This is a genomic window from Acinetobacter genomosp. 15BJ, from assembly GCF_000400715.1.
Taxonomy (GTDB): Bacteria; Pseudomonadota; Gammaproteobacteria; order Pseudomonadales; family Moraxellaceae; genus Acinetobacter.
In genome coordinates this window covers 2036361-2058588 of the sequence record NZ_KE007347.1, presented here as the reverse complement: position 1 = coordinate 2058588, position 22228 = coordinate 2036361, and the positions used below count along the sequence as shown (strand labels likewise).

21 protein-coding genes are annotated in these 22228 nt (G+C 42.7%); 18 read left to right on the top strand and 3 right to left on the bottom strand.

All coding sequences use genetic code 11. From position 1 onward, the window contains the following. Window positions 1-4: 4 nt before the first annotated feature. The 13 genes from nuoE to F896_RS04755 all read left to right on the top strand — a co-directional run bounded on the left by nuoE (window position 5) and on the right by F896_RS04755 (window position 15592). Window positions 5-514, top strand: a complete 510-nt coding sequence (nuoE, locus tag F896_RS04695) for an NADH-quinone oxidoreductase subunit NuoE (protein WP_005151248.1) — start codon at window positions 5-7, stop codon at window positions 512-514. Continuing rightward, a complete protein-coding gene (gene nuoF / locus F896_RS04700) occupies window positions 511-1836 on the top strand; it encodes an NADH-quinone oxidoreductase subunit NuoF (protein WP_016164606.1) in 1326 nt (441 codons plus the stop codon). Before nuoE ends, nuoF begins: the two co-directional genes overlap by 4 nt. An 11-nt stretch (window positions 1837-1847) precedes the next feature. Next, window positions 1848-4532 (top strand): NADH-quinone oxidoreductase subunit NuoG, encoded by a 2685-nt coding sequence (gene nuoG, locus F896_RS04705; RefSeq protein WP_016164605.1) that lies wholly within the window; start codon window positions 1848-1850, stop codon window positions 4530-4532. Between the two features lie 3 nt (window positions 4533-4535). Continuing rightward, a complete protein-coding gene (gene nuoH, locus F896_RS04710) occupies window positions 4536-5552 on the top strand; it encodes an NADH-quinone oxidoreductase subunit NuoH (protein ID WP_004804775.1) in 1017 nt (338 codons plus the stop codon). A gap of 18 nt (window positions 5553-5570) precedes the next feature. Continuing rightward, window positions 5571-6113 (top strand): NADH-quinone oxidoreductase subunit NuoI, encoded by a 543-nt coding sequence (gene nuoI / locus F896_RS04715; protein WP_004655439.1) that lies wholly within the window; start codon window positions 5571-5573, stop codon window positions 6111-6113. Then, a complete protein-coding gene (nuoJ, locus tag F896_RS04720; RefSeq protein WP_171061079.1) occupies window positions 6113-6631 on the top strand; it encodes an NADH-quinone oxidoreductase subunit J in 519 nt (172 codons plus the stop codon). Before nuoI ends, nuoJ begins: the two co-directional genes overlap by 1 nt. Next, the gene (gene nuoK, locus F896_RS04725) at window positions 6631-6939 is read left to right on the top strand and encodes an NADH-quinone oxidoreductase subunit NuoK (protein ID WP_004655436.1); all 309 of its coding nucleotides are present in this window, start codon (window positions 6631-6633) and stop codon (window positions 6937-6939) included. Before nuoJ ends, nuoK begins: the two co-directional genes overlap by 1 nt. Continuing rightward, a complete protein-coding gene (gene nuoL, locus F896_RS04730; protein ID WP_005312459.1) occupies window positions 6936-8831 on the top strand; it encodes an NADH-quinone oxidoreductase subunit L in 1896 nt (631 codons plus the stop codon). Before nuoK ends, nuoL begins: the two co-directional genes overlap by 4 nt. A 1-nt stretch (window position 8832) precedes the next feature. After that, a complete protein-coding gene (gene nuoM / locus F896_RS04735; RefSeq protein WP_016164604.1) occupies window positions 8833-10431 on the top strand; it encodes an NADH-quinone oxidoreductase subunit M in 1599 nt (532 codons plus the stop codon). Window positions 10432-10434: 3 nt separating this feature from the next. Then, window positions 10435-11931, top strand: a complete 1497-nt coding sequence (gene nuoN / locus F896_RS04740; RefSeq protein WP_005191265.1) for an NADH-quinone oxidoreductase subunit NuoN — start codon at window positions 10435-10437, stop codon at window positions 11929-11931. Between the two features lie 106 nt (window positions 11932-12037). Then, a complete protein-coding gene (upp, locus tag F896_RS04745) occupies window positions 12038-12673 on the top strand; it encodes a uracil phosphoribosyltransferase (RefSeq protein WP_017402053.1) in 636 nt (211 codons plus the stop codon). A 124-nt stretch (window positions 12674-12797) separates the two neighbouring features. After that, window positions 12798-13088: a cold shock domain-containing protein gene (locus tag F896_RS04750; RefSeq protein ID WP_004804787.1), complete on the top strand. Its 291-nt coding sequence runs from the start codon at window positions 12798-12800 to the stop codon at window positions 13086-13088. Window positions 13089-13327: 239 nt separating this feature from the next. After that, window positions 13328-15592 (top strand): TonB-dependent receptor, encoded by a 2265-nt coding sequence (locus F896_RS04755; protein WP_032882438.1) that lies wholly within the window; start codon window positions 13328-13330, stop codon window positions 15590-15592. A gap of 54 nt (window positions 15593-15646) precedes the next feature. Here F896_RS04755 and gigC read toward each other — a convergent pair whose 3' ends face one another. Further along, the gene (gigC, locus tag F896_RS04760) at window positions 15647-16531 is read right to left on the bottom strand and encodes a LysR family transcriptional regulator GigC (RefSeq protein ID WP_016164601.1); all 885 of its coding nucleotides are present in this window, start codon (window positions 16529-16531) and stop codon (window positions 15647-15649) included. An 84-nt stretch (window positions 16532-16615) separates the two neighbouring features. Between gigC and F896_RS04765 the strand changes: the two genes are divergently transcribed. Then, window positions 16616-17377, top strand: coding sequence for a ferredoxin--NADP reductase (locus F896_RS04765; RefSeq protein WP_016164600.1), 762 nt, complete (start codon window positions 16616-16618; stop codon window positions 17375-17377). A gap of 22 nt (window positions 17378-17399) precedes the next feature. On the opposite strand, the gene F896_RS04770 is transcribed toward F896_RS04765, so the two are convergent. Beyond that, complete coding sequence (locus tag F896_RS04770; RefSeq protein ID WP_004804795.1) at window positions 17400-17822, bottom strand: hypothetical protein; 423 nt, start codon at window positions 17820-17822, stop codon at window positions 17400-17402. A gap of 203 nt (window positions 17823-18025) precedes the next feature. Between F896_RS04770 and F896_RS04775 the strand changes: the two genes are divergently transcribed. The 3 genes from F896_RS04775 to F896_RS04785 all read left to right on the top strand — a co-directional run bounded on the left by F896_RS04775 (window position 18026) and on the right by F896_RS04785 (window position 20435). After that, on the top strand, window positions 18026-18226 hold the full coding sequence (locus F896_RS04775) for a hypothetical protein (RefSeq protein WP_004804796.1): 201 nt from the start codon (window positions 18026-18028) through the stop codon (window positions 18224-18226). A gap of 229 nt (window positions 18227-18455) precedes the next feature. Then, a complete protein-coding gene (locus F896_RS04780; protein WP_016164599.1) occupies window positions 18456-20042 on the top strand; it encodes a mechanosensitive ion channel in 1587 nt (528 codons plus the stop codon). A 213-nt stretch (window positions 20043-20255) separates the two neighbouring features. Beyond that, entirely contained in the window at window positions 20256-20435 is a 180-nt protein-coding gene (locus tag F896_RS04785) for a hypothetical protein (protein ID WP_004804800.1), read from the top strand. A 50-nt stretch (window positions 20436-20485) separates the two neighbouring features. On the opposite strand, the gene F896_RS04790 is transcribed toward F896_RS04785, so the two are convergent. Then, window positions 20486-21682, bottom strand: coding sequence for a BaiN/RdsA family NAD(P)/FAD-dependent oxidoreductase (locus F896_RS04790; RefSeq protein ID WP_016164598.1), 1197 nt, complete (start codon window positions 21680-21682; stop codon window positions 20486-20488). A 141-nt stretch (window positions 21683-21823) separates the two neighbouring features. Between F896_RS04790 and F896_RS04795 the strand changes: the two genes are divergently transcribed. Continuing rightward, window positions 21824-22189 (top strand): DUF4870 family protein, encoded by a 366-nt coding sequence (locus F896_RS04795; protein WP_016164597.1) that lies wholly within the window; start codon window positions 21824-21826, stop codon window positions 22187-22189. Window positions 22190-22228 lie beyond the last annotated feature (39 nt).

The following is a 22228-nucleotide window of genomic DNA, read 5'->3' as shown; positions in this document are numbered from 1 at the left end:
GATTATGATGATTTTGACTGATAAAAAACCTCGTGTGAATGTTGAAGGGATTTTGACTGCTGAAGAAATCCATGAAATTGAACATCACATTGGTCACTATCCGTACCCACGTGCAGCATCGCTTGATGCGTTGAAGTGTGTACAAGGCCGTAATGGCTGGGTAGATGATGCGCAAATGAATGCAATTGCACAATTGCTGACGATTAGTGTGGCTGATTTAGAAGGCGTAGCGACGTTCTATAACCGAATCTATCGCCAACCTGTTGGTCGTCACGTGATTTTATTATGTGACTCAATTGCGTGCTTCTTGATGGGTTCAGAAACTTTAGCTGAAGCATTTCAGCGTGAGTTGGGTATCCAGTACGGACAAACCACAGCAGATGGTCGTTTTACCTTGCTCCCAATTTGCTGCTTAGGCAACTGTGATAAAGGTCCAACTTTAATGATTGATGAAGATACCCACGGTTTAGTGGAAGTGTCATCAGTCAAACAGTTATTGGAGAAGTATGTATGAATACTGAACCAAAACCAATTTATGGCGACGGTAACCCAGAAACGCATCCATTAACTTGGCGTTTGAGCAAGCAAGAGCACGTCCGTGTTGCTGACGATTACGAAGCACTTGAAGGTTATGCTGGCTTTAAAAAAGCACTTGGTATGCCGCCAAAAGATGTGCTTGAAGTGATTAAAGCTGCGACGGTTAAAGGTCGTGGTGGTGCGGGTTTCCCAGCAGGGATCAAATGGTCATTGATGGCACCCAATGATGGTGGTCCACGCTATTTGATCTGTAATGCCGATGAAATGGAACCAGGAACCTTTAAAGACCGTTTGTTGATGGAAAAACTTCCACATCAATTGATCGAAGGGATGCTGATTGCAGGTTATACCCTTGAAGCGACTCATGGTTATATCTTCATCCGTGGCGAATATATCGAAGCGGCTCAATACTTAAATGAAGCATTAGAGCAAGTTCGTGCCAAAGGTTACTTGGGTGACAATATCCTTGGAACAGGTTGGAACTTTGAGTTATACGTGCATACCGGTGCAGGTCGTTATATTTGTGGTGAAGAAACTGCATTAATTAACTCGCTTGAAGGTCGTCGTGCCAATCCGCGTACTAAGCCACCATTCCCGCAAGTTGCAGGGGCATGGGGCCGTCCAACGATTGTCAACAACGTTGAGACCTATAACAACTTGCCAGCGATTATGCTGCGTGGTCCTGAGTGGTACATCAATCTTTCTGCTGGTAAGTCGAAAGATCCGGGTACCAAAATCTATGGTGCATCAGGCAAAGTTAAATTCCCTGGTCTTTGGGAACTTCCATTCGGTACAACAGCGCGTGAAGTGATTGAAGAACATGCCGGTGGTATGCGTGATGGTCTCACTTTGAAAGCATGGTTACCGGGTGGCGCTTCGACTGACTTTTTAGCAGCCGAGCACATTGATCTTCCAATGGATTCTGAAACAATCATGAAAGCGGGTTCACGTTTAGGAACTTGTTTGTTGATGGTTGTGGATGAAACTCAATGTATGGTTTCTGCAACACGTAATTTAGAAGAATTCTTTGCACGTGAATCATGTGGTTTCTGTACACCATGCCGTGATGGTTTACCTTGGGCAGTTAAAGCGCTTAAAGCACTCGAAGCAGGCGAAGGTAAGAAAGAAGATATCGATCACTTACAAGAACTTACTCGTAAATTGTGGATTGGTAAAACTTTCTGTGCTCACGCACCAGGTGCGATGGAGCCGCTTATGGGCGCACTTAAATATTTCCGTGGCGAGTTTGAAGCAAAGGTTAAAACCCATGCTCCTGCTCTAGACGTAGAACAAGCTTAAGGAATTCGACTATGGCTACAATTCATGTCGATGGAAAATCGTATGAAGTCAACGGCACTGAAAACTTGCTACAAGCATGTTTAAGCCTTGGCATCGACATCCCGTATTTTTGTTGGCACCCATCCTTAGGTTCTGTTGGTTCTTGTCGTCAATGTGCGGTAACTCAGTATGCAAATCCTGAGGACACACGTGGACGCTTGGTGATGTCATGTATGACACCTGCTGCCGACAATACCTATATTTCGATTGAAGACAAAGAAGCAACGGATTTCCGTGCGTCGATTGTTGAATTCTTAATGACTAACCACCCACACGACTGTCCAGTCTGTGAAGAAGGTGGTCACTGTCATTTACAAGATATGACAGTCATGACGCAACATGACCGTCGTCGCTATCGCTTTACGAAACGTACGCATCACAACCAAGAGTTGGGTTCGTTTATTGCACATGAGATGAACCGTTGTATCGCGTGCTATCGTTGTGTGCGTTACTACAAAGATTATGCGGGTGGTACGGACTTTGGTGTATATGCCAATGCTTCACGTGTTTATTTCGGGCGTCCAGAATCAGGAACTTTAGAGTCTGAATTCTCTGGTAACTTGACTGAAGTCTGCCCAACAGGTGTATTCACGGACAAGACACATTCAGCACGCTATAACCGTAAGTGGGACATGCAGTATGCGCCAAGCGTATGTCATGGCTGTTCTTCAGGTTGTAACATTTCTCCGGGTGAACGCTATGGCGAAATCCGTCGTGTTGAAAACCGTTTCAATGGTTCAGTCAACCAATACTTCCTTTGTGACAAAGGTCGTTTCGGTACGGGTTATGTGAATCGTGAAGATCGTCCACGTCAACCGCAGTTCCGTAATGGTGAAACTGTTGTGACCGTGAGTGTTGATCAGGCACTTGATCAAGTGATTACTCAACTTCAAGGCAAGAAAGTGTTAGGTATTGGTTCACCACGCGCAAGCTTGGAATCAAACTACGCACTGCGTGAATTGGTTGGACAAGACAATTACTCAACAGGTATGTCTCAAAAAGATCAAAACTTGGTTGAGTTAGCTGCATCAATCATGCAAACACAGGGTATCTATAACCCGAACATGCGTGAAATTGAAAGCTATGATGCGGTGTTGATCTTAGGTGAAGACTTAACTCAAACTGCACCACGTATGGCATTGTCTGTTCGCCAAGCTGCGAAAAATAAAGCTAAAGAAATGGCTGCTGCGACACGTACACCAGACTGGTTAGCTGAACCTGTACAACGTATCGGTCAAGATGCAAAATCACCAATTTATATCCTTGCTGCAACACAAACGCGTTTAGCGGATGTTGCAACAGGTGAAGTGGTTGCATCTCCAAATGATATCGCACGTTTAGGTTTCGCGGTTGCTGCTGCTGTTAAAGGCGAAGTATTGACGGGTCTGGCTGATGATGCCAAAGCATTTGCACAAACCATTGCAGATACTTTGAAGGCGGCGAAAAAGCCATTGATTATCTCTGGTACGAGCTTACAAGACCCTGCAATCATGGAAGCTGCAGCTCAAGTTGCACAAAACTTAGGTGAGCATGCGGGCTTGTCATTGACTGTTCCTGAAGTGAACTCAATGGGCTTGGCTCTATTTGGTGGCTTAAGCTTAGAACAAGCATTTGCACAAGATTATGATGCAGTGGTTGTGATTGAAAATGACTTAACTCGTCGTTTACCTGTTGCTCAAGTGAAGGCTGCATTTGACAAGGCTGAGACTGTGGTCGTACTCGATCATAGCGAAACTGAAACCTTGAAACTTGCGGATATCGTACTTTCAGCAGCAAGTTTCGCTGAAGGTGATGGTACTGTGGTGAGCCAAGAAGGCCGTGCACAACGTTTCTATCAAGTGTATGACCCAAGCTATTACAAACCTGAATATGCGATCAAAGAATCTTGGCGCTGGTTACATGCCATTGAGACGGGTCTCAAAGGCAAAGCAGTGGACTGGACATTGCTGGATGATGTGATTGATGACATCGTGAAGAATGTTCCTGTGCTTGCTGCAATTGAAGACGTTGCGCCAGATGCTGGCTATCGTATCCACGGTTTGAAAATTGCACGTGAACCACGTCGTTACTCAGGTCGTACCGCAATGCGTGCGCCGTTATCGATTCACGAGCCAAAACAGCCGACTGATCCTGATTCAGCATTAACATTCTCGATGGAAGGTTATGTCGGGAATCAGACTGCATCTTCATTGGTACCTTTCGCATGGTCTGCGGGTTGGAACTCACCACAAGCTTGGAACAAATACCAAGATGAAGTGGGTGGTCACTTAAAAGGTGGTGATTCAGGTGTACGTTTATTCGATCGTTTAGCTAAACGTCCTGCACGTAGCTATGTTGCACCAACTGCTGTTGTTGTGAATCCTGAAAGCTTCCGCCTTGTGCCAATGCACCATATTTTTGGTTCTGGCGAATTCACCATTAAAACACCTGCGATGGAATCTCGTATTCCTGAAGCAATGTTTGCTGTGGGTGAGCAAGATGCGACACGTTTAAATGTTCAAGATGGTCAACGTATTACTGTGAAAGCGGGTGAAACAAGCATTAGCTTGCCAGTACAAGTGATCGAATATTTACCAACAGGTTATATTGGTTACCCAATTGGTTTAGCACCAACTGTTTCATTGGCAGAGCATGTTTCTGTGGCGGTAGGAGTGTAATTCATGAATCAAGAAATTATACGTCAAACGCCACTTTGGGCTGAGAACTGGCCAATCGCTTATTCTGTGATTCAGGCGATTGTGATCTTGCTGGTGGTGGTTTTGGTTGCTGCTTTGATGTCATTTATTGAGCGTCGTCTCTTGGCATTATGGCAAGACCGTTACGGTCCAAACCGTGTTGGTCCGGGTGGTATGTTCCAGATCGTTGCCGACATGCTCAAGATCATGTTCAAAGAAGACTGGACACCAAAGTTTGCTGATAAGCTGACTTTCCGTTTAGCACCAGCAGTTGCGATGGCAACTGCGGTACTTTCATTTATGGTGATTCCGGTAAGTCCTACACTGGGCGTTGCGGATATGAGTATCGGCCTATTGTTCTTTATGGCAATGGCGGGTATTGCAGTTTATGCAGTGTTATTTGGTGGTTGGGCGTCTAACAACAAATACTCATTACTCGGTGGTCTTCGTTCTGCTGCTCAAACCATTTCTTATGAAGTGTTCTTGGGTATCTCGTTGATGGGTGTGGTTGCGATTGCAGGTTCATTCAACCTTCGTGAGATTGTTGAAGCACAACGTGATATGTGGTTCATCATTCCTCAGTTCTTAGGTTTCTTGATCTTTGTGGTTGCGGGTGTTGCGGTCACGCACCGTCACCCATTTGACCAACCAGAAGCTGAACAAGAATTGGCTGAAGGTTACCATGTCGAATATGGTGGTATGAAGTGGGGGATGTTCTTCGTTGCGGAATACGTCAACGTTGTTTTGATCTCTGCTTTGATCGTGACTTTATTCTTCGGCGGATGGCTTGCACCATTTAACTTAGAAATTCCATTTGTTCCACCATTATTCTGGTTCGTGATTAAAACAGCATTTTTTGTAATGATGTTTGTCTTGGCTCGTGGTTCGTTAATGCGTCCACGTTATGACCAAGTGATGAACTTTGGTTGGAAAGTTTGTTTGCCATTGGCGTTGGTCAACTTGTTAGTGACTGGTGCTGTGATTCTGATGAATCAGGCCTAGGACAGCAGGGAGTACAAAATGTATAAAATTCTAGCTGGCTTTGGATCGATTGTACGTTCGTTATGGATGGTGTTCAGCCATGTAACACGTAAACGTGACACGATCTTATATCCAGAAGTACCAGGTGAACAAATTGCGCCTCCACGCTATCGCGGTCGTATCGTATTAACGCGTGATCCAGATGGTGAAGAGCGTTGTGTGGCATGTAACCTTTGTGCGGTTGCATGTCCAGTGGGCTGTATTTCATTGCAAAAAGCGGAAAAAGAAGATGGACGTTGGTATCCAGAATTTTTCCGTATTAACTTCTCACGCTGCATTTTCTGCGGTATGTGTGAAGAAGCATGTCCAACCACAGCGATTCAGATGACACCAGATTTCGAACTGGGTGAATATGTACGTCAAGACTTGGTGTATGAGAAAGAAAACTTACTCATTTCTGGACCGGGTAAATATCCTGACTACAACTTCTATCGTGTCACCGGTATGGCTGTGAGCGGTAAAGAAAAAGGTCAAGCACAAAAAGAAAGTGCACCAGTAGATGTACGGAGCTTATTACCATGATGTGGCCATTTTATTTGATGGCACTTGTGGCCATTGTTTCGACAGTACGTGTTGTGACCAACACCAATCCTGTGCATGCATTACTTAGCTTGATCGTTTCTCTTCTTGCTGTTGCTGGAATTTTCATGATCGTGGGGGCGCCGTTTGCGGCTGCCCTTGAGATCATCGTTTATGCAGGTGCGATCATGGTCTTGTTCGTCTTCGTTGTCATGATGTTGAACCTTGGACAAGATACCATTGAACAAGAAAGCAAATGGTTGACTTCAGATGCTTGGGCTTTTCCTGCACTGATGAGCTTTTTATTGGGCTTAATCTTGGTGTGGATGCTCGGTGGTGAATACACCACGATTTCTGCGCCAATGGGTACAGAAGTTGTTGGACCTAAAGCAGTCGGTCAAGCACTATTTACTCACTATCTATTATTGGTAGAAGTTGCCGCGATGTTATTGCTTGCAGCACTTGTTGCAGCATTCCACTTAGGCAAACGTGAACCAGGTGCAGAAGAGGATAAAGAATAATGGGACACATCCCTTTAGAACATGGTTTGATCGTTGCAACCATCCTTTTTGCACTGGGTTTTTACGGTGTAATGGTGCGACGCAACCTTTTATTTATGCTAATGAGCCTTGAGGTAATGATGAATGCTGCTGCGTTGGCATTCGTTTTGGCAGGTAGTGTTTGGGCTCAACCAGATGGACAGATTATGTTCATTTTGATCCTGACGCTTGCTGCAGCAGAGGCATGTATTGGTCTTGCGATCGTCCTTCAGTTTTATCATCGCTTCCATCACTTGGATGTGGATGCTGCTAGTGAGATGCGCGGATGAGTACATTATATTTAACCGTTTTATTTCCGCTCATTGGTTTTATCCTTTTAGCGGCAGGGCGTGACAAACTTTCTGAAAATGTAGCTGCCATTATTGGCGTCGGTTCAGTGGGTTTATCTGCGTTATTTGCTTTAATTGCCGGTCTTGCATTTACCAGCAGTGGTCAAACCGTTTTTGTTCAACACTTATGGACTTGGTTCAGTGTTGGCGGTTTTGAGCCAGGCATTAGCCTACATTTAGACGGCTTGTCTTTATTGATGACAGGTATGGTCACAGGTGTTGGCTTCCTGATTCATATCTTCGCATCATGGTATATGCGTGGTGAAGAAGGTTATGCGCGTTTCTTCTCTTATTTCAACCTATTCGTTGCCAGCATGTTGTTGTTGGTATTGGGCGATAACTTGGCGTTATTGTTCTTAGGTTGGGAAGGCGTAGGTCTGTGCTCTTACTTATTGATTGGTTTCTACTACTCAAACCCTGCAAATGGTTGGGCAGCAATCAAGGCATTCACCGTAACACGTGTGGGTGACGTATTCTTACTCATCGCGTTGTTCTTGCTCTATCAACAATTTGGTACGTTGAATATTCAGTACATTGTTGAAAATGCAGCGACTGTCATGACGCAAAGCTCATCATTGTCGATCTGGACAGCATTGATGTTGTTCTTGGGTGCGGCGGGTAAATCAGCACAAATTCCATTACAAACTTGGTTAGCTGATGCGATGGCTGGTCCTACACCAGTATCTGCATTGATCCACGCTGCAACAATGGTTACAGCGGGTGTGTACTTATGCTGCCGTATGTTCTCTGTGATGGAAATGGCACCAGAAGTCATGCAGTTCATCTCGATTACAGGTGCTGTGACTTTGCTGGTTGCTGGCTTTGCCGCATTGGTGCAAACCGATATCAAGCGTATCTTGGCTTACTCAACCATGAGTCAGTTGGGTTATATGTTTATGGCGGTGGGTGCTGAAGCATACCAAGCTGGTTTATTCCACATGTTGGCTCACGCATTCTTCAAAGCGTTATTGTTCCTTTCTTCAGGTGCCGTAATTCTTGCATGTCATCACGAACAAAACATTTTCAAAATGGGTGGGTTACGTCACAAGATTCCATTCGTATTCTGGTGTTTCGTAATTGGTGGTGGCGCATTGGCAGCACTTCCAATCGTGACTGTTGGCTTCTTCTCTAAAGATGCGATCTTGGGTGCAGTCTATGCACAGTCTACAATTGCAAATCTTCCGCTTTACAATACTTTGTACTGGGTTGGTGTTGCGGGTGCATTCTTAACGTCTATCTATACTTTCCGTTTAATCTGGGTGGTATTCTTCGGCGAAGAGAAAACCCATGCACATGCAATTCATGGCGTAACTTACTGGGGTCCACTTGCGATTCTTGCTGCGTTATCAACAGGTATCGGCTACTTCCTACAAGCACCAGTTGCAAAATTATTGACTGCTGCAAGTATTCCAAGTTTTGTTGTTCCTGAGAGCTTGGAAGCTGCAGTTTCTCATGCTGAACATTTAGCAAGTGGTGTTGCCCTCGCTGGTTTAGCTGTGGGTATCTTCTTGTTTGCTTTTGCATACGGTGCAGTAAAAGCTTTTGCTCAAACATCTTTGGGTTCAGGTTTAGCGCACATTTGCCGTACAGCATTTGGTTTCGATGCTTTGTATGACATCGTATTTGTAAAACCTTATTTATTGATTGCGAAAATTTTAGGTCGTGATCCAGTTGACGGTTTATGGTTAGTGCTCCCTGCAATTGTGAAGGGTGGTAATAGCTTTACAAGTTCGCGTCAAACAGGTTCATTACGTGAATACGCTTCAAGCATGTCACTCGGTGTAGTGGTGTTATTGATGATCTTGATCGTGATTCAGGTTGTGGGGAAATAAAATGGAAAACAATTTAATTTTACCCGCACTGATTTTAGTTCCTTTCATTGCTGGTTTTATTTGTTGGTTAGTCGATAAATACGACCAACATTTGCCGCGCTGGATTGCCCTGATTGGTATGCTGATTACCTTCGGTTTGGGCATTGCACTGTGGCAAAGTGGTACATTTAGCTACGAGTTGGGCGGTAAAGTCCCGACTTGGGCGGCTGAATTCCATCTTCCTTGGATTCAGACTTTAGGCATTAGCATTCACTTAGCGGTGGATGGTTTATCTTTACTCATGGTGTTGTTGACTGCTTTACTGGGTGTACTCGCAGTTGGCTGTTCATGGGGTGAGATTCAAAAGAACGTTGGTTTCTTCCATTTAAACTTACTTTGGAGTTTAGGTGGGGTCATCGGTGTATTCTTGGCGATTGACTTATTCTTGTTCTTCTTCTTCTGGGAGATGATGCTCGTACCAATCTACTTCTTGATTGCGTTATGGGGACACTCTGGGTCGAATGGTCGTTCGCGTGTTTATGCTGCAACCAAATTCTTCTTATATACTCAAATCGCTGGTTTGATCATGTTGATCGGTATCTTAGGCCTTGTGGTCTATGGATACATGATGACAGGTATGATCGGTTTCGATTACAACTATCTATTGGCTGTTGCGAACCACTTACCACCTGAAGTTGCTTATGCATTCATGCTGTGTTTCTTCATTGGTTTTGCAGTGAAGTTACCAGTATTCCCATTACACGGTTGGTTACCTGATGCGCATGCACAAGCACCAACAGCGGGTTCTGTGGATTTAGCGGGTATCTTGATTAAAACAGCTGCGTACGGTCTGCTTCGTTTCGTAATTCCATTCTTCCCAGCTGCATCAGCACAATTTGCTGATATCGCCATTATTTTGGGTCTGATTGGTATTTTCTACGGTGCATTCTTAGCGTACCAACAAACAGATATGAAACGCTTACTTGCGTACACGTCTATTTCGCACATGGGTTTCATCTTACTTGCAATTTATGCAGGTAATATCCTGACTTTCCAAGGCCTCATGATCATGATGTTGGCACATGGCTTGTCATCTGCTGCATTGTTCATAATGTCGGGTCAAGTGTACGAGCGTTTACATACACGTGATTTACGCTTGATGGGTGGTCTTCGTGGCCAACTGCAATACTTGCCATTCTTCTTGATGTTCTTTGTTGCAGCATTGGTTGGTGTACCAGGTCTAGGTAACTTTATTGGTGAATTCCTGATCTTGATGGGTTCATTCAAAGCTTATCCAGCGTTCACGATTATTGCAGCAGTAAGCTTGGTATTTGCAGGTCTTTATGGTCTGATTCTGATTCACAAAGCATTGTTTGGTGAACCAAATCCAGAGCAAAAGCAGCACTATACCAGCCCACTTAAAGATCTATCAGCTCGTGAAGTGAGCATTTTGATGATCTGTGCGATCGGTTTGCTTTGGTTAGGTATGTACCCGCAAACATTCTTGGATATGTCTCATTCAAGCATGCAATGGTTAGTAAATAGTTATATGCCAGTACAAGACGTTGTCGAGACTGTTCAACAGGCAGCAACTCAACTTGAACATGTGGAGATGCAATAAATTATGAACTTCACAATTTCTTTTTCTGAGCTAATGCCACTTGCTCCCGTGATGATTGTGGCTTTGACCGCAATCGTCGTGATGTTATTAACTGCGATTAAGCGTAATCACAATTTGATTGCAACAACTTCGGTTGTGGGTTTAAACCTTGCTGCAATTTATATTGGATACACCATGTTTAGTGGGCACTTTGCACCAGTAAACGTGATGGGCATGTTCATGGTTGATCCATTTACCATGCTCTATCAATTCCTGATTTTGATTGCTGCTTTAGCGTGCTGTACTTTATCTCATGCTTATATTGAGACCTATAAGGACAACCGCGAAGAGTTGTATATCTTGTTACTGTGTTCAGTGACAGGCGCAATGTTGTTGGTTTCAAGCTCACACTATGCAGCGTTCTTCATCAGCCTAGAGTTGATGTCGATTCCTGTATACGGCATGTTGGCGTATACCTATCAACGTAGTCAGTCTTTGGAAGCGGGGATTAAATACCTTGTACTTTCAGCGACTGCTTCTGCAATGTTGCTCATGGGTATGGCGTATATCTATGCATACACAGGTTCATTGTCATTCTATGACTCTGTTCAGGCATTATTTGCTGCGATCAAACAACCAATGGTGTTATTGGGCTTAGGCTTAATTACCTTTGCTGTTGCATTCAAACTTTCACTTGCGCCATTCCATAAATGGACGCCAGATGTGTATGCAGGTGCACCAGCGCCTATGGCAACCTTCTTGGCAACGGCTGCGAAAGTTGCAACGATTGGTCTATTTGTACGTTACTTACTGACTTCTGGTGCAATCTTGGTTGAATCATTAGTGACAGTAATTACAATCATTGCGGTATTGTCGATCGTGGTGGGTAACTTACTTGCAGTTCGTCAAGTCAACTTGAAACGTATCTTGGGTTATTCATCGATTGCACACTTCGGTTACTTGTTGATTGCTTTAATCAGCATGACTTACGCAAGTTTGGGTAGTGTGACTGTTTATGTAATTACCTATGTATTGACCACAATCGGTGCATTTGGTGCAGTTGCATTAATGTCGAGCCCGTATAACAACGTCGATGAAGCACAAAGCCTTGCTGACTACCGTGGTTTGTTCTGGCGCCGTCCGATCTTGACTGCAACATTAACTGTGATGATGTTGTCTTTAGCAGGGATTCCATTAACAGCGGGCTTCATTGGTAAGTTCCTAGTTGTGATGGCTGCGGTGACAACGCAACACTGGTTCTTGGCGGCAATGATCGTGGTGGGTAGTGGTATCGGTTTGTACTACTATTTACGTGTGATGGTGGTGATGTATATGACTCCACCAGATGTACCTCGTATTGATGCGGATGCCCATTGGGGAAGTAAAGTCGGTGGTCTTATGGTCCTTGCTGCTGCGTTATTAGTATTGGTGATGGGTGTTTATCCAGATCCAATGATTAACTTGGCATTGAAGGCAGAGATCCTTTCTCCATTGCACTTTATGTTGTCTCAACAACAGTAATCGTCGGATTTGTACAAAAAAGCCTCCAAAGTTGGAGGCTTTTTTATTGATGAGTAAAAAAACACTTTATAATAGAGTGAGATTAATATTACCTAGGTACTCATTCGTGTCGATTCAAGAAATCCGTCATCCGCTTATTCGCCATAAACTTGGTTTATTACGTCGTTCAGATATTAGTACCAAGAACTTTCGTGAATTAGCGCAAGAAGTCACGATGTTACTGACTTATGAAGCAACAAAGGATCTTCCTGTTGTTGATCATGAAATTGATGGGTGGGCAGGGAAAGTCTCAACTCAGCGTATCGCAGGGAAGAAAATCACAATTGTTCCTATCTTGCGTGCTGGTATTGGTATGCTTGAGGGCGTTCTTAGTCTGATTCCAAGCGCGAAAGTGAGTGTCTTAGGTTTAGAGCGTGATGAAGCAACTTTAGAAGTGCGCACTTACTATAAAAAGTTGGTGCCTGATGTTGCCAATCGCTTAGCGATGATTATTGATCCAATGCTTGCGACAGGTAATTCTTTAATTGCTGCAATTGATGTATTGAAAGCAAGTGGCTGTAAAGATATTCGTGTCATGGTCTTGGTTGCTGCGCCAGAAGGTGTTGCGAAAGTAGAAGCTGCACATCCTGATGTGTTGATTTATACCGCATCGATTGACCAAGGTCTGAATGAAGAAGGCTATATTGTTCCTGGTCTGGGTGATGCTGGTGACAAGATTTTTGGTAGTGTTCAAAAAGACTGATTTTTGAAACATTCATAAAAAGAGACTTGATCTCATCCTGAAGCTGTTTTGGGGGATAGATTGAAAGTCTCTTTTTTATTTTTATATACTGTGATTATCAGATTTGCAAAGTAGGATAAATGTCATGAAGCAAGAGTTCTATCAGGGAAAAATTAAACAATATAATCCAGACAAAGGCTTTGGCTTTATTGGGACCTCTGAAGGGGATGTGTTTTTTCATATTTCAGAGTATCCAGCGGGTGGTGAGCCGAAAAGAAATGAAAAAGTGAAATTTGTGGTCGTCGAAAATGACGGGAAGTACAAAGCCACAAAAATTGAGCTTGTTGATCCAAATCCAGCGAAAACTAGAAAAACTAAAATAGCGACGCACAATAATTCGATCACATCAGAACTATTATCAAATTTCAGACGCTAATTTTTCTGGTTTGATTGGAACGTGCTTTTAAAGTTCAAGAGAGAAGAGGCTTCTAGCCTCTTTTTCTTTCTATAAGATCTAATACTATTGCTTCTCGATTGGCCTATTGTAGCTAATCAGCTGTTGCACTGAGCCTGAGAGACCAACGCATTTCATCGGTTATTAAGTTAAAAATAAATTATGTGAATTCTCATGATGAGATTTTTATATTCACCAAATAAATGGGTATTATTTTATTAATGATTTTTATTATCATTTGTAAATTTATCTTATATACTGTGGTCAAATTTTTATCGGGGTTTGATCACTTGAAAAAGAATATATTATTTTTATCTCTCATTGCTTTGCCTATGTTTGCTGTTGCTGAAGACAATACCGTTTTACCAACGATTACGGTAAAAGCCGATTCACAGGCAACGGATGCGACAGGAAAACTAAAAAAAGATGCCAGCTTAGGTATTCTAGGCGAGAAAGCGGTATTAGATACACCATTTAGTATCCAGTCTTACACAGAACAGGCGATTAAAGATAAGCAAGCTGATTCGATCGCAGGCATTCTTAAAAATGATCCAAGTATCCGTACGACTACGAATAGCGGTCATTTAAACGAAAACTTTATGATTCGTGGTTTTGCCGTGACGTGGGAAGATGCCAATATTAATGGTTCTTATGGTATGTCACCAAGTGGTCGAACCCCAACTGATATTTTGAGCTCTGCTAGCGTACTAAAAGGACCGAATGCATTGATTGCTGGGATGGCTCCAGGGGGAAGTATTGGTGGTGTAGTGATGGCCACGACCAAACGTGCTGATCGAGATTTGACCCAAGTATCAGCCATGTACGAAGATGGTGGCTATTACAAATCAGGTTTTGATGTGGCACGCCGTTTTGGTGAAAACAAGGAGTTCGGTGCACGTGTCAGTGCGACTTACGGACAAGGTGAACATATTGTTGATGGCCTAGAAGATAAAAATACCGCAGCAGTTTTGGCACTCGACTATACCACTGATCAAGCTAAAATTAATTTTGATGCCTACACCACACGCGATAGTCGTGAGGGTGGTTCACCAGCTATGATTTCTTTTTCAACTCTGAAACGTATATTAGCCGCACCTGATGGCAAGCTGAATTATTTTCCACATTTAGAGGGTATGCAAAGTGCTAACTATGTGGGGCTGTCAGGTGAATATAAGCTTTTACCAAATCTAAAAGCATTTGCTGGTGTTGGATTTAACGAGCGTGAATATCGCGGGCATTTATTTGGTACGCGTATGGTTGTGCGAGATTTGCCTGCCAATTATTGTGTGAGTGCTATTCAATGTGTAGGCAATACCAAGCCTTTGGTTGGTGCGAATGGTGATGCGTTGGCACAATATTACCGAGTTGGTTCAAAAGAGCATAACACCACATTTAATGCGGGTTTAGAAGGTCAAATTTTCACGGGTGATATTTCTCATACGCTGGCATTCCGTGCTGATTATCTAAAACGTAAATACAGCCAACATAAAGGGCGAGGGGCAACAGAGGTTTATTTCCCAACCAATATTTACAATCCAAGCAATGAAGGCCATATGCCAGATACATGGCCAGAGATTGTTCCTACTGCGGATGATGTATATGTTAGCTATAGTCTGAGTGACCAGATTTCCATGCTGGACGATAAGCTGCAATTTATTTTAGGTGTACGCTATCAGGACATGAATTTAAAGGCACTCACGACGAATGCACCACCATTGAAAGATGATAAGTTATCTCCAAGTGCAGCGATTGTTGTGAAACCTTTTGGTGAGGAAACCTCGTTCTATGCCAGCTATGTTGAAGGTCTGGTGAGAGGTGCGACAGTGAGCGTTGCGACCGATGCGAACTATAATAAAACTTTTGCACCATTTGAAAGTAAGCAGTATGAAATTGGCGCTAAATACCAAGGCGAGCGTTGGTTACACACTCTAGCACTCTATCAAATTAAAAAACCAAGCACGCTGACGGATACAACCTATCGTGATCCAAATGATAAAGCCATTACCCAAATCACAACGGATGGCGCAAAGACCGAATCAAAAGGGGTTGAATATGGTTTTTCAGGTAAAGTCACGGATGATCTGATTGTTTACGGTAATCTGGCTTATATTGATACTGAATATAAAAAAGCGATTTCAAGTGGTGTGAATCTTTCAGGGAAAACCATTGAAGGTACACCTGAGTTTACTGCAGGTGTTGGTGTGGATTATCAGATCCCCTTTGTTGAAGGGTTAAGCGTGAATGCGTTTGCTACCTATGTCGATGACCAATATTTAACGGCTGATAACACACTCAAGTTACCTGATTATACCTTGGTTGATTTGGGGGCGAAGTATGCGACTAAACTTGGTGGCGTCAACACAACTTTCCGTGCCAATGTCGATAATGTCGCAGACAAGAAATATTGGGATGGTGTGTTCACTAGTGGCTTTACCACGGTCGGTGCAGGTCGTACTTATAAACTCGGTGTGAGCTTCGATTTCTAAATCGAGCAGCAATAAAAAACGCTTCCTATTAGAAGCGTTTTTTATTGGGGCGAATTAAACCTGATTTTCACAAAATTGTAAAAAGGCTTTGAGTCCAGGTCCTTGGTACTTTTGACGATGCACGAGCATATAGAGCGGGCGGGTTAATTGCCAAAATGGGGTATCTAAGATCACCAACTGACCTTTCTCTTGTAGTGGTTCAATTGCTAGGCGTGACACGCATGACATGCCTAAACCACCCGCCACAATTTTTAAGATCGCTTCATTATGACCTAGTGTTAAACGGATATTGGCATCGGGTAAATCTTGCAAAATGGCATTATCAAACACTTCACGAGTGCCTGAGCCTTCCTCACGTAGAATCCACTCCACATCTAGGAAATCAGTTGGACTCACGGGGCGATTCAGTTGTGCTAAAGGATGATCAGGTGCACAACATACGGCGAGTTCATCATCACGCCAATGGATACATTGCAGTTGAGGTAAGTGGCAAGACCCTTCGATCAGGGCCAGATCCAATTGGAATTGATTGACTGCTTCAATCATTTGACGGGTATTGCCCACTTGCAGTTGCAGATGTGCTTGTGGATGACGTTGTAAAAATTCAGCCATCAAATCTGGCATTAAATAATCACTAATTGTAAGCGTTGCGCCTAAACGTAGATCAATGCTTTGTAATTCACCCTTAGCCGCTTGTTCAAAAGAATCACAGCGACCTAAAATTTCTAAAGCTTGCGGGAGTAAAAATCTCCCCAAATCATTGAGCTGCAATCGTTTACCCAAACGATCAAAGAGTGGTGCACCTAGACCATCTTCTAAATCTGCTAAAGCCATACTTGCCGCACTTTGTGTAAGTCGGACAGCATCACTCGCTTTGGTTACCGTTCCCTCTTGAGCGACCGCCACGAAAACAGCCAACTGGCGTAATGTCATGCGCATGTTAAATAGCCTTAATGTTTTGAGTATCCATCAATTATTCGATCATGCTAACATGAGCGCACTGTTTCGTGCCACGTTCTCATCATGTCAATTGAAAAATTTAGCGTAGAAAAGGTTTTATCTGTACACCGTTGGACTCATAATCTTTTTAGCTTCACCATGACCCGTCCAGCACATTTCAAATTCACCGCAGGGCAATTTGCCCGTATTGGTTTAATGGTTGAGGGAGAATTGGTTGTACGTGCCTATTCTGTTGTTTCCTCGCCTTTTGATGAAACTTTAGAATTCTTTTCAATTGTTGTGCCCGATGGTGCTTTTACCTCGAATCTGCAACATCTTAAAGTTGGTGATGAGTTGTATCTGGAAAAAATTTCCTATGGCTATTTAACACTGGCACGTTATCAACAACCTTTACCGCAGGATTTATGGTTATTGGGAACAGGCACGGGGCTTGCGCCGTTTTTATCGATGTTACAAGACTTTGAAACATGGAATAAATATCAGCAGATCAATCTGGTGTATAGCGTCCGTACTGAATCTGAGTTGGCTTATGTCGAGCGTATCCAAGAGATTGCAGCCTTATTTGGCGAAGGGCATACCGGCTTTAAGTTCATTCCAATCATTACCCGTGATCCGAATGCAGCCCTGCACGACCGTTTGCCTGTTTTAATTGGCAATGGTGAATTAGAAAAAGCAGCAGGACTCTGTTTTAACCGAGACAGTAGTCATGTGATGTTATGTGGTAATCCACAAATGGTGGAGGACACCAAAGAAGCGCTGAAGCAACGTGGCCTCATTATGAATCGTCGTGGTGAAGGGAATATTGCTGTAGAGAATTATTGGTAGAAGAGTGGTGAATGGATATGTCTTAATGTACAAACATATCCATAAATTCACGAATTTCTTGAATAGCTGTATCGACATCGGTGGTTAACCAAGTCGGTTCAAACAAGCCGATATAATGTTCCAGGCGATCTTGTGGGACGACTAGGCGTACTGGGCAATCTTCTTCAAGTAGACGCCAAGGCAGAATCGGGACTTCATTATCCAAAAAAGGCTGTACATTGCGAATATCGACAATCATCGCATTGATACAATCTGGCAATGGCATCACCGAAAACTCTTCGGTACGACGACGAAAGTATTCTAAATCGCCCCATTTTAGAATATAGCTCGGCTTATTGAACTCAATAATTCCAATCAAATGTTCATCGCGTGTGTGATGTAAAAAACATTGATGGGTCACATCAGTGTCTAATTCAAGTGAAACGCTTTGTTGGCTATAGGACATAAAGCAGAACGGCTGAGAAAGGAGGCGCGTATTATAGCTTATTTTAACGCATTCTAAAACCGACTATATTTTAAACAAAAAATAAATAAAAGAAAGTAGAGTTCTGAAACCAGTGCAACGATAGTCCGAAGCTTTTTCACACAATGCAACACTGAGTGTTGCTAATATAAAACTTGAAAAGTAAAAGGATGAGGGCTGCTATCATGCATGATTTTAGTAAGCCACAGCCTCATGTGGCCAGCAAAGAAGAAATTACCAAAAAGAGAAGATTACCCGTTTATATTTTGATTATGGTCGGAATCTTCCTGATTGCATTACTTGTTTATATGGTTGCTGATCATTCAGCTAACCCAACTGCTCAAGTGATCATGTCACATATGCAGTCGGCCATTCTGAATGCTTAAGCAAGCATATCTTTAGACCAAAACCAATTCATAATAAAGCTCATTGGTGTGAATCAATGAGCTTTTTTGCAATATTGTGAGACTTTTTTGTTGTATTAGTGATGCCATTGATTGATTGGAAAATAGACAAAAACTAAGGTGGAAGCATCCATAAATCATGTTCTTAATTGCAGAACGTTCTTAGGTGGATGTGTATCAAGATTTAAAAACACAATATAAGGATAACAACATGAATGATTTTTTTAGTGACCCCTCCAATCGTGGAGGATTTGATGCAATGTATTATTGGGATCAGTTTCATCCTATTTTTGCTGCAGTTGTCATCCTACTTGTAGGGTGGATTGTTGCTTTAGTGATTGCAGCAGGTGTTAAAAAATTACTGCAAAAGCTTGATACCAATCATAAATTGTCTTCTGCAACAGGCCGTACTCCAAATATTGAAAATCTGGTCTCCAAACTGGTGTTCTGGTTTGTGATGATTCTCGCTGTCGTTGGTGCACTCAATGTCCTAAATATCAGTGGGGTCAGTGATCCATTTAGTAATATGGTTGGTCGTGTGTTGGCTTATATACCTAACTTGCTGGCAGCAGTTGCTGTTGGATTTGTTGGCTGGATTATCGCGCGTCTGGTACGTGCGGGGCTGACCAATGTACTTTCTAAAACTGAACTCGACGAGAAGCTGAGTGGCGAAGTTGGTGTCAGTTCACTCAGTAGCAATATTGGTGAAATTTTCTATTGGTTAGTGTTATTACTGTTCTTGCCTATTGTCTTATCAATTCTAGGTTTAACAGGGCTTTTAATTCCCGTACAAAACATGGTCAATGAAGCGATTGCTTATCTGCCGAACCTGTTTATTACGGCTGTGATCATTTTCGTGGGCTATGTTTTAGCGAAAATTGTAAGAGGTATTGTTGAAGGCTTAAGTAATAGTCTGGGTTTACAGGCGCAAGCTGAAAAGGTTGGCTTATTTAAGAACTCAAATGTTTCTAAATTCTTAGGTTCATTTGTCTTTGCCATCATTATTATTACAACTTTAATTGTGGCCTTTGAAGCCTTGGGTATTCAGGCGATTTCTCAACCTGCAACCGCAATGCTCAATCAGATCATGTATGCAATTCCACAAATCATTGCAGCAGGTTTGATCTTAATTGTGGCATATATCGTCTCGCGTTTTGTGGGACGTTTAGTGGCTGAACTGATCTCTGGCGCAGGCGTTGATGAAATCCCGATGAAGCTTGATTTACAACGCTTCTTGGGACAAACCCGTGTTTCTGATGTGATCGGTTGTTTAATTGTTTTCTTCACCATGTTATTTGCGGTTTCAGAGGCGGCCAATCGACTTGGATTAGAACAGGTCAGTGTACTGATCGCGATGTTTATCCAGTTTGGTGCCAGTATCCTACTTGGTGCTGTGATCCTAGTGATCGGCTTCTGGTTAGCTAATGTGGTTGCTAATATTGTACAACGTGGTGAATACAACAGTTCACGCTGGTTAGGCAATTTAGTCCGTATTTTAATTATGGGCTTGGTGATTGCAATGGGCTTGAAAGCCATGGGTATTGCTGACTCGATTGTGAATTTGGCTTTTGGCTTAACACTTGGCTCAGTCGCTGTGGCTTTTGCCTTGGCCTTTGGCTTAGGTGGACGTCAACCTGCAGAACGTTTGCTCAGCGATTTGTTGGATAAGGCAAAAACTGAAGCAAAACAACCGAATCCTTTACATAAGGAATCCGTTGAATCTGCGAATCCAACAGCACCAACCTCAACCAATACGGTGAATCCAACGCCACCTACACCGCCTTATTCGGATGAATAGAAAAAATAATCTTTGATTTTTTTAATCAATTCGACCACTCTAAGCAGGGTGGTCGTTTTGTTTGTATCGGCGCTATTGGCTTTTGTTTTGGATTGCGATTGGATATTTTGAGTAAAGTTAGAGAGTTTAAATAACAAATTTGACCTCAAAAGCAATTCATTTATAGCTAAAGTATCAATAGTCTCTAAATAAAAAGTCTATAGGAGAATGAAAATGAAGAGGCCAAATCGAGTATTCGCACCGATTATTATTGCAGGCATTACTGTTGGATTCTTGGCGAGTGCTTATAAATTTGTTGTTGCTAAATCAAACTCTTCTAAAGAGAGACCCATTGAAAATACACAACAAATCGCAACTTCAGAAGCGGCAAACTCTTCAGACCACCAAAACTGAAACAGATTTTATTGAATGTAGCCTGAAGTGCTGTAATTCATATGGTCATATCAGACAAATTGAGCCGCTGCCTGTGCAGAAGACCATGCCCATTGGAAGTTATAGCCACCTAAGTGTCCTGTAACATCCAGCACTTCACCAATAAAATATAAACCTTTCTGTTTTTTACTTTCCATGGTTTTCGAGGATACTTCACTGGTATCGACCCCACCAAGTGTGACTTCGGCAGTACGGTAACCTTCAGTACCTGATGGTTTCACCGTAAATGCATGCAATTGCGCTGCAATATGTTCGAGCTGTGCATCACTGAGGTTACCAATAGGCGTTTCACTTTGTTCTGCCCAAATCAATTGCTGTAATTCAAGTACGATACTTTTGGCGGTAAATTCACTGATTAAGGTACGCAGTAGAACTTTAGGCTGTGATTTTTTCTTGTCTTTAAAGAATTGTGCAAAGTCTTGGCTTGGAAAGAAATCAATTTTAAAGCTTTCCCCAACATGCCAGTAGTTCGAAAGTTGTAATGAGCTTGGGCCACTGAGACCACGATGGGTAAACAACAAAGCTTCGGTAAATTGATGACGATCATTGACCAAAGTGGCATCTAATGCATTGCCACTTAAGCGTGTTGTGACTTCTTTAAACTGATCTGAGAAGGTGAAAGGAACCAGACCTGCACGGGTTGGGTAAACATGATGACCAAACTGTTGTGCAAGTTCGTAGCCAAAGCCCGAGCCACCGAGGGTTGGAATGGATAATCCACCCGTTGCCACGACTAAGGATTCGCAGTGATAAGTCCCTTGACTGGTTTCAATAATAAAACTGGAATCTGCCTGAGTCTTCACTTGCTGTACTTCACAGTGGGTTTGAATCTGAACACGTTTGGCTTTGTCACATTCTGAAAGTAAAAGTTCCAGAATTTCTTTCGACCCTTTGAGAGTGAATAATTGCCCGTGTTTGCGTTCTTCGTACTCGATGCCGTATTCGCAGACCAAAGCAATAAAGTCCCAATTGGTATATCGCGTTAAGGCTGAGATGACGAAATGTGGGTTTTCAGACAGATAATTGGCAGGTTCGACCTCCAGATTGGTAAAGTTACATTTACCACCACCTGACATCAAAATCTTTTTGCCGACTTTATTGGCCTTTTCCAATACCACAACCGAGCGCCCACGTTTGCCTGCTTCTGCAGCCAACATCAAGCCCGATGCACCTGCACCTAAAACAACAACATCAACTTGATGAACCATGGGGAAAATACTCAAGGGAGGAAAAGCGGGCAATTATAAAAGATTTAAAGCCTTTTGAGTATGCTGATTGTTTGATTAAAAAACATACTTTTAAAATCAAAGCATGTTATAAAATTGGTCTCAATAAAGGGGATAACAATAATGAATGATAAGACTTTTTTAGAAGGCACGCCGCCGAATCAGCAAGATCAGCTCAGACAATATACCTTAATTGCGTATGGGCTTTATGCGGCCAGTATTTTTGTAGGATTGACCAGTATTGCTGCGATTATTATGAACTATATGAAGCGTGACGAGGTAAAAGGAACATGGTTGGCCAGTCATTTTGAGTGGCAAATCAAAACCTTTTGGATCACTCTGATTGCTGCAATCATTGGGTTTATTTTGTCTTTTGTGCTTATTGGCATTCCGATTCTATTCGCAGCATCAATCTGGTTCATTTATCGCATTGTCAAAGGCTTAGTGGTGTTTATGGATAATAAGCCGATTGGCGATGGTTGGTTTTAAGCACTTGATTTGATCAGATGAAAAGTCACTTGCGAGTGG

What these genes read in the sequence shown, in the direction of transcription:
- nuoE (WP_005151248.1), top strand. Translation starts at nt 5, where the DNA reads ATGATGATTTTGACTGATAAAAAACCTCGTGTGAATGTTGAAGGGATT.
- nuoF (WP_016164606.1), top strand. Translation starts at nt 511, where the DNA reads ATGAATACTGAACCAAAACCAATTTATGGCGACGGTAACCCAGAAACG.
- nuoG (WP_016164605.1), top strand. Translation starts at nt 1,848, where the DNA reads ATGGCTACAATTCATGTCGATGGAAAATCGTATGAAGTCAACGGCACT.
- nuoH (WP_004804775.1), top strand. Translation starts at nt 4,536, where the DNA reads ATGAATCAAGAAATTATACGTCAAACGCCACTTTGGGCTGAGAACTGG.
- nuoI (WP_004655439.1), top strand. Translation starts at nt 5,571, where the DNA reads ATGTATAAAATTCTAGCTGGCTTTGGATCGATTGTACGTTCGTTATGG.
- nuoJ (WP_171061079.1), top strand. Translation starts at nt 6,113, where the DNA reads ATGTGGCCATTTTATTTGATGGCACTTGTGGCCATTGTTTCGACAGTA.
- nuoK (WP_004655436.1), top strand. Translation starts at nt 6,631, where the DNA reads ATGGGACACATCCCTTTAGAACATGGTTTGATCGTTGCAACCATCCTT.
- nuoL (WP_005312459.1), top strand. Translation starts at nt 6,936, where the DNA reads ATGAGTACATTATATTTAACCGTTTTATTTCCGCTCATTGGTTTTATC.
- nuoM (WP_016164604.1), top strand. Translation starts at nt 8,833, where the DNA reads ATGGAAAACAATTTAATTTTACCCGCACTGATTTTAGTTCCTTTCATT.
- nuoN (WP_005191265.1), top strand. Translation starts at nt 10,435, where the DNA reads ATGAACTTCACAATTTCTTTTTCTGAGCTAATGCCACTTGCTCCCGTG.
- F896_RS04750 (WP_004804787.1), top strand. Translation starts at nt 12,798, where the DNA reads ATGAAGCAAGAGTTCTATCAGGGAAAAATTAAACAATATAATCCAGAC.
- F896_RS04755 (WP_032882438.1), top strand. Translation starts at nt 13,328, where the DNA reads ATGATTTTTATTATCATTTGTAAATTTATCTTATATACTGTGGTCAAA.
- gigC (WP_016164601.1), bottom strand. Translation starts at nt 16,531, where the DNA reads ATGCGCATGACATTACGCCAGTTGGCTGTTTTCGTGGCGGTCGCTCAA.
- F896_RS04765 (WP_016164600.1), top strand. Translation starts at nt 16,616, where the DNA reads ATGTCAATTGAAAAATTTAGCGTAGAAAAGGTTTTATCTGTACACCGT.
- F896_RS04770 (WP_004804795.1), bottom strand. Translation starts at nt 17,822, where the DNA reads ATGTCCTATAGCCAACAAAGCGTTTCACTTGAATTAGACACTGATGTG.
- F896_RS04775 (WP_004804796.1), top strand. Translation starts at nt 18,026, where the DNA reads ATGCATGATTTTAGTAAGCCACAGCCTCATGTGGCCAGCAAAGAAGAA.
- F896_RS04780 (WP_016164599.1), top strand. Translation starts at nt 18,456, where the DNA reads ATGAATGATTTTTTTAGTGACCCCTCCAATCGTGGAGGATTTGATGCA.
- F896_RS04785 (WP_004804800.1), top strand. Translation starts at nt 20,256, where the DNA reads ATGAAGAGGCCAAATCGAGTATTCGCACCGATTATTATTGCAGGCATT.
- F896_RS04790 (WP_016164598.1), bottom strand. Translation starts at nt 21,682, where the DNA reads ATGGTTCATCAAGTTGATGTTGTTGTTTTAGGTGCAGGTGCATCGGGC.
- F896_RS04795 (WP_016164597.1), top strand. Translation starts at nt 21,824, where the DNA reads ATGAATGATAAGACTTTTTTAGAAGGCACGCCGCCGAATCAGCAAGAT.